The organism is Mycobacterium sp. E802, from assembly GCF_001666875.1.
Taxonomy (GTDB): Bacteria; Actinomycetota; Actinomycetes; order Mycobacteriales; family Mycobacteriaceae; genus Mycobacterium.
Window position 1 is genome coordinate 21,388 of the sequence record NZ_LZJD01000032.1, and the last position, 6,190, is coordinate 27,577.

6 protein-coding genes are annotated in these 6,190 nt (G+C 68.3%); all 6 read left to right on the top strand.

Annotated elements, in window-relative coordinates; genetic code table 11:
• Positions 1-4 precede the first annotated feature (4 nt).
• The 6 genes from A5699_RS04805 (at position 5) to egtE (ending at position 6,073) form a co-directional block, all read left to right on the top strand.
• Positions 5-646: a sensor domain-containing protein gene (locus A5699_RS04805; protein WP_067766193.1), complete on the top strand. Its 642-nt coding sequence runs from the start codon at positions 5-7 to the stop codon at positions 644-646.
• A 73-nt stretch (positions 647-719) separates the two neighbouring features.
• The gene (gene egtA, locus A5699_RS04810) at positions 720-1,991 is read left to right on the top strand and encodes an ergothioneine biosynthesis glutamate--cysteine ligase EgtA (RefSeq protein WP_067766194.1); all 1,272 of its coding nucleotides are present in this window, start codon (positions 720-722) and stop codon (positions 1,989-1,991) included.
• A gap of 11 nt (positions 1,992-2,002) precedes the next feature.
• The gene (gene egtB, locus A5699_RS04815; protein ID WP_369806659.1) at positions 2,003-3,307 is read left to right on the top strand and encodes an ergothioneine biosynthesis protein EgtB; all 1,305 of its coding nucleotides are present in this window, start codon (positions 2,003-2,005) and stop codon (positions 3,305-3,307) included.
• Positions 3,307-3,999: an ergothioneine biosynthesis protein EgtC gene (egtC, locus tag A5699_RS04820; protein ID WP_067766197.1), complete on the top strand. Its 693-nt coding sequence runs from the start codon at positions 3,307-3,309 to the stop codon at positions 3,997-3,999. The genes egtB and egtC overlap by 1 nt, the downstream gene beginning before the upstream one ends.
• Positions 3,996-4,961, top strand: a complete 966-nt coding sequence (egtD, locus tag A5699_RS04825; protein ID WP_067766200.1) for an L-histidine N(alpha)-methyltransferase — start codon at positions 3,996-3,998, stop codon at positions 4,959-4,961. The genes egtC and egtD overlap by 4 nt, the downstream gene beginning before the upstream one ends.
• Positions 4,958-6,073, top strand: a complete 1,116-nt coding sequence (gene egtE, locus A5699_RS04830; protein WP_067766203.1) for an ergothioneine biosynthesis PLP-dependent enzyme EgtE — start codon at positions 4,958-4,960, stop codon at positions 6,071-6,073. The genes egtD and egtE overlap by 4 nt, the downstream gene beginning before the upstream one ends.
• Positions 6,074-6,190 lie beyond the last annotated feature (117 nt).

Below are 6,190 nucleotides of genomic sequence, written 5' to 3' on the forward strand. Positions count from 1 at the left end.
TGGCATGCGTGCCCTGACTGTCGGTTTCGGGCTGGCCGGTCTTGCGCTGGCGTTGGCTGCACCTGCCGGTGCGCGTCCCTCGGATCCGGGTGTGGTGTCCTACGCGGTCATGCCCAAGGGTTCGGTGGGCAACATCATCGGTGCCCCGATGGGGTGGGAGGACCAATTCACCGCCCCGTTCCAGGGGTTCTCGGTGGACATCCCGGTGTGCAACAACTGGGCGGACATCGGCCTGCCCGAGGTGTTCAACGATCCGGACCTCGCCTCGTTCAACGGCGCCACCACCCAGACCGCGGCCGACGATCAGAACCACTACGTCAAGCAGGCGATCGGCGTGTTCGCCACACCGGAGGCTGCCGACCGGGCATTCCACCGCGTGGTGGACCGCACCAACGGCTGCTCGGGGCAGACCACCGCGATGCACCTGGACAACTTCGTCACGCAGGTGTGGACGTTCACCGTTGGCGCGGTCGGCGATACCAACGCCGACTGGGTCAAACAGGAAGCCGGAACCGACCGGCGCTGTTTCAACACCACCCGCAAACGGGAGAACGTGCTGCTGCAAGCCAAGGTATGCCAATCCGGCAACGGCGGCCCCGCGGTCAACGTCCTGGCCGGTGCGATGCAGAACACGCTGGGGCAGTGAACATGTCGGTCCGATCTGGATGATGGAACACAACCGAGCCGTTTGATAGCGGTGAGGATCGGGAGGTGGCGCCATGGCAGTACCCGTGTGGACTGATGCCTCTGGCCTGTCTCCTGTCGAGTTCACCAGTGCCGAACATGCTGCGGCGTACATCGAGGCCCGCTGTCTCGACGACGGCCCGCTCGGACAGGTCGGCCTGGAGATCGAGGCGCACTGCTTCGACCTCGACAACCCGTCGCGCCGCCCGGGCTGGGAGGAGCTGTCCGCAGTCATCGCCTCGGCACCGGCCATGCCGGGTGGCAGCCGGATCACCGTCGAACCCGGCGGTGCGGTCGAACTGTCCGGACCACCGGCCGACGGCGCGTCAGCGGCCGTGGCCGCGCTGCAGGCTGACCGCACCGTGTTGCGCGCGACATTCGCCCGCCACGGTCTGGGCCTGGTGCTGCTGGGCGCCGATCCGGTGCGGCCCACCCAGCGCGTCAACCCCGGCCCGCGGTATCAGGCCATGGAGGCGTTCTTCGCAGCAAGCGGGTCCGCCGAGGCCGGCGCGGCGATGATGACCTCGACCGCGTCGGTGCAGGTGAACCTCGACGCCGGCCCGCGGGACGGCTGGGCCCGACGGGTTCGGCTCGCGCATGCCCTCGGCCCGACGATGATCGCCATCACGGCCAATTCGCCGATGCTCGGCGGCGAGTTCACCGGCTGGAAGTCCTCCCGGCAGCGGGTGTGGGGGCAGCTGGACTCGGCGCGCTGTGGGCCGGTGCTGGGTGCCGACGGTGACGATCCGGCCAGTGACTGGGCACGCTATGCGTTGCGCGCGCCGGTGATGTTGGTCAACAGCCCCGATGCCGTTCCGGTGCCCAATTGGGTTCCGTTCGCCGACTGGGCCGACGGACGCGCCGTACTCGGCGGCCGCCGTCCCACCGAAGCGGATCTCGAATACCACCTGACCACGTTGTTCCCGCCGGTACGGCCGCGTCGCTGGCTGGAGATCCGTTACCTCGACAGCGTGCCCGACACCCTCTGGCCGACGGTGGTCTTCATGCTCACCGCCCTGCTCGACGACCCGGAGGCCGCTGCGATTGCCGAGGAGGCGACGGCTCCGGTGGCCACCGCCTGGGACCGGGCCGCGCGGATCGGACTGGAGGATCGACGGTTGCAGAAATCTGCGCTGAGCTGCGTGTCGGCTGCCGCGCAGCGGGCTCCGACGGAACTCGTGGAATCGATGGCACAGTTGACGCGTTCGGTCCAACAGGGGCGGTGCCCCGCCGACGATTTCGCCGATCACGTGGTGGGGCACGGGATCGTCTCTGCGATGAGCCAACTGGTGAAAGGCGAGCTTTGAGCACACGCGAGATGCTGGCGCAGCAGCTCACCCGCGCGCGGGACCGCACGCTACGCCTGGTCGACTTCGACGATGCCGAACTGCACCGCCAGTACAGCCCGCTGATGAGCCCGCTGGTGTGGGATCTCGCCCACATCGGCCAGCAGGAGGAGTTGTGGCTGCTGCGCGGCGGCGCGACGGACCGCCCGGGTCTGCTGTCTCCGGAGGTGGACCGGCTCTACGACGCCTTCGTCCACTCACGGGCCAGCCGCGTGGATCTACCCCTCCTGCCGCCCACCGATGCCCGCACATACTGCGCGACAGTGCGATCAAAAGCCTTGGACGCCTTGGACGTTCTCGACCCCGATGACTGCGGCTTCAACTTCGCCCTGGTGATCAGCCACGAAAATCAGCACGACGAAACCATGCTGCAGGCATTGAATCTGCGGGCCGGCCCGCCGTTGCTGGATCGCGGTGCCGCGCTGCCGCCAGGCCGGCCCGGGCTGGCCGGTACATCCGTGCTGATCCCCGGCGGTCCGTTCGTGCTCGGGGTGGACGAACTGACCGAACCGTATTCACTGGACAACGAGCGTCCACCGCACGTCGTGGACGTTCCCAGCTTCTATATCGGCCGGGTAGCGGTGACCAACGCCGAATGGCGCGAGTTCATCGACGACGGTGGCTATCAGCAACGGCGGTGGTGGTCGGAGCGTGGGTGGGCGCATCTGCGGGAGGCTGATTTGTCAGCGCCGCAATTCTGGGGGCAAGACGGTACCCGAATCCGGTTCGGGCACATCGAATCCATCCCGGCCGACGAACCGGTGCAACATGTCACCTTCTTCGAGGCCGAGGCGTACGCCGCCTGGGCGGGTGCCCGGCTGCCCACCGAGATCGAATGGGAGAAGGCCTGCGCGTGGGACCCGGCGGTCGGTGCTCGACGCCGGTTTCCCTGGGGTGCAACCGAACCCACCGAGTCGCTGGCCAACCTCGGTGGCGAGGCGCGCCGACCGGCCCCGGTGGGGGCCTATCCGGCCGGTGCGTCGGCCTACGGTGTCGAGCAGATGCTGGGCGATGTGTGGGAGTGGACCACCTCGTCGCTGCGGCCCTGGCCCGGCTTCACCCCCATGGTGTACGACCGCTACACCGAACCCTTCTTCGAAGGCAATGGGGCCGGTGACTACCGCGTCCTGCGTGGCGGATCATGGGCGGTATCGGCCGACATCCTGCGGCCCAGCTTCCGCAACTGGGATCACCCGGTCCGACGCCAGATCTTCTCCGGCGTGCGCTTGGCCTGGGACGCCGGCGATGAGCCGCTTGCGCGAAGAGAATTCAGCTGATGTGCCGGCATCTCGGATGGCTCGGCGCGCCGCGTTCGGTGTCGTCTCTGGTATTGGATCCCCCGCAGGGGCTGCTGGTGCAGTCCTACGCCCCGCGCCGGCAGAAGCACGGTCTGATGAACGCCGACGGTTGGGGCGCCGGATTTTTCGACCGTGGCGTGGCGCGTCGCTGGCGCAGTGAGAAGCCGCTGTGGGGTGACGCCTCGTTCGCCTCCGTCGCGCCGGCGTTGAGTAGTGGCTGCGTGGTCGCCGCCGTGCGTTCTGCCACCATCGGTATGCCGATCGAGCCCTCGGCCTCGGCGCCGTTCACGGATGGCGAATGGCTGTTGTCGCACAACGGGATCGTGGACCGGGCGGTGTTGCCGCCCCGTCCGGTCGCTGAATCCACGGTGGACAGCGCCCTGTTGGCCGCCCTGATCTTCGAGCGGGGGCTGGACGTGCTGGGGGACACCGTCGTCGAGGTAGGCGCCCTGGATCCTGGTGCGCGGCTGAACATCCTGGCGGCCAACGGTTCCCGTATGGTGGCCACCACCTGGGGTGACACCTTGTCGATGCTACGACTGCCGGACGGCGTCGTCCTGGCCAGCGAACCGTACGACGACGATCCGAACTGGTCGGACGTCCCGGACCGGCATCTGGTCACCGTGGCCGGCTCTGACGTCGAGCTCACACCTCTGAAAGGTTCGGTATGACGCTCACCCTGTCCAACTATCTGGCCGCCGACTCGGCCGCCACCGCATTGCGTCGTGATGTGCGCGAGGGGCTGACCCAGTCACCGAAGACTCTGCCGCCCAAGTGGTTCTACGATGCCGTGGGCAGTGACCTGTTCGATCAGATCACCCGGCTGCCCGAGTACTACCCGACGCGCACCGAGGCGCAGATCCTGCGGGAGCACTCTGCGGAGATCGTCGCCGCCGCCGGTGCCGACACATTGGTGGAGCTCGGCAGCGGAACCTCGGAGAAGACGCGGATGCTGCTCGACGCCATGCGCGAGGGTGGGCAGCTGCGCCGATTCATCCCGTTCGACGTCGACGCCGGCGTGCTGCGCACGGCGGGTGAGGCGATCGGCCACGAATATCCGGGTGTGGAAATCAACGCCGTGTGCGGTGATTTCGAGGAACATCTCGGGAAGATCCCGGCGGTGGGACGTCGGTTGGTGGCCTTCCTCGGGTCCACGATCGGCAACCTGACGCCGGGACCGCGCGCGGAGTTCTTGGCGGCGCTCGCCGAGGCCATGCAACCCGGTGACAGCCTGCTGTTGGGCACCGACCTGGTCAAGGACGCCGGCCGGTTGGTCCGCGCCTACGACGACAGCGCCGGCGTGACCGCCGCGTTCAACCGCAATGTGCTGTCGGTGGTGAACCGCGAGCTCGACGCCGACTTCGCGCTCGAGGCCTTCGACCATGTGGCGAAGTGGAACGTCGAGGAGGAGCGCATCGAGATGTGGCTTCGGGCGGGGGCGCCGCAGCAGGTCCGGATCGCCGGCCTGGATCTCGACGTGACATTTGAGGCCGGTGAGGAGATGTTGACCGAGGTGTCATGCAAGTTCCGGGTTGACGGGGTGGCCGGTGAGTTGGCGAAAGCCGGTCTGCGTCAAACGCATTGGTGGACCGACCCCGCCGGCGACTTCGGCCTGTCCCTGGCGGTGAAATGAGCCTCGCGCAGCAGTGGGCGGATGCCCGGCCGAAAGTCGCCGGCCTGCACCTGGACAGCGGCGCCTGCTCACGGCAGAGCCTCGCGGTGATCGATGCCGTTGCTGCCCACGCCCGTCACGAAGCCGAGGTCGGCGGCTATGTCGCCGCCGATGCGGCGGCACCCGTACTGCATGCCGGCCGGGCCGCGATCGCGGCGCTGACCGGGCTGGATGCCACCGGCGTGGTCTATACCTCCGGCTCCAACCGTTCGTTGGATCTGTTGCTGGGCAGCTGGGCGGGGGAGCGGACGGTGGCTTGCCCACCGGGTGAGTACGGGCCGAACCTGGCGGTGATGGCGGCCAACGGTTTTCAGGTGCGCGCGGTGCCGGTGGACGCTGCTGGCAGGGTGGATGTCGATGCGGCTGCTCGGATGCTCGCGTCTGATCCGCCGGCGCTGCTGCACTTGACCCCGCTGGCCAGCCACCGCGGGGTGGCCCAGCCGCTGGCGGAGATGGTCACGCTGTGCCGCGACGCCGGTGTTCCGATCATCGTGGACGCCGCGCAAGCCTTCGGGCATCTGGACTGCGGGGTGGCTCCCGACGCGATCTACTCGTCGTCACGCAAATGGCTGGCCGGCCCGCGCGGAGTCGGATTCCTCGCGGTGGGGGCTGCCCTCGTTGCGCAGCTGCAGCGCCGGGTGCCGCCGCCGAACTGGGATGTGCCGATGACCGTGCTGCAGAGCTTCGAGCACGGCGAGCACAATGCCGCCACCCGCGTGGGATATTCAGTGGCGCTCGGCGAATATCTCGCTGTCGGGCCGGAATCCATCCGCCGGCGGCTCGCCGAGGTGGGACGTGCGACGAGAGAGGCGTTGGCCGGGGTACCGGGTTGGCGGGTGGTGGAACCCGTCGAGGAGCCCACGGCGATCACCACGTTGGAACCCGTCGACGGTGCCGATCCCGCTTCGGTGCGCGCCTGGCTGATCGCCGAACGCGGCATCGTCACCACGGCGTGCGAATTGGCGCGGGCCCCATTTGAGATGGCCACGCCGGTGCTGCGGGTCTCACCTCACGTCGATACGACCGCTGAGGATCTCGAGCAATTCGCCTCGGTATTGCGGGCAGCGCCGTAGTCGGCGCGGGTGGACGGTGGCCGGGCGCTGACCGGCGGGTTGAGCCGTCACCGCGTCGCGGACGGAAAGCACCTGACGATCTGCCCGCTTAATAGCGACAATCGAGCGACAATCGCC

Excerpts from the sequence above, each read along its gene's own strand:
- egtA (WP_067766194.1), top strand. The coding sequence starts at position 720 with ATGGCAGTACCCGTGTGGACTGATGCCTCTGGCCTGTCTCCTGTCGAG.
- A5699_RS04805 (WP_067766193.1), top strand. The coding sequence starts at position 5 with ATGCGTGCCCTGACTGTCGGTTTCGGGCTGGCCGGTCTTGCGCTGGCG.
- egtC (WP_067766197.1), top strand. The coding sequence starts at position 3,307 with ATGTGCCGGCATCTCGGATGGCTCGGCGCGCCGCGTTCGGTGTCGTCT.
- egtB (WP_369806659.1), top strand. The coding sequence starts at position 2,003 with ATGCTGGCGCAGCAGCTCACCCGCGCGCGGGACCGCACGCTACGCCTG.
- egtD (WP_067766200.1), top strand. The coding sequence starts at position 3,996 with ATGACGCTCACCCTGTCCAACTATCTGGCCGCCGACTCGGCCGCCACC.
- egtE (WP_067766203.1), top strand. The coding sequence starts at position 4,958 with ATGAGCCTCGCGCAGCAGTGGGCGGATGCCCGGCCGAAAGTCGCCGGC.